The organism is Streptomyces sp. NRRL B-1347 (assembly GCF_000720325.1).
GTDB lineage: Bacteria > Actinomycetota > Actinomycetes > Streptomycetales > Streptomycetaceae > Streptomyces.
In genome coordinates, this window is the sequence record NZ_JOJM01000331.1 from 1 (window position 1) to 245 (window position 245).

The following is a 245-nucleotide window of genomic DNA, read 5'->3' on the forward strand; positions in this document are numbered from 1 at the left end:
CCCACAGGGTCCCCCCTGCAGTACCATCGGCGCTGTAAGGCTTAGCTTCCGGGTTCGGAATGTAACCGGGCGTTTCCCTCACGCTATGACCACCGAAACACTATGAAACTGTGAACTACCGCACCACACCCTCCCGGGCATGGGGTTGTTCGTGGTTTCAGAACCAACACAGTGAACGCGAGCAACTGAGGACAAGCCCTCGGCCTATTAGTACCAGTCAACTCCACCCGTTACCAGGCTTCCAT

At 56.7% G+C, this 245-nt stretch carries 1 rRNA gene; it reads right to left on the bottom strand.

The window, feature by feature from the left end:
• Positions 1–97, bottom strand: a 5S ribosomal RNA gene (rrf, locus tag IG74_RS48670); the annotation flags it as partial.
• Between the last annotated feature and the right edge of the window lie 148 nt (positions 98–245).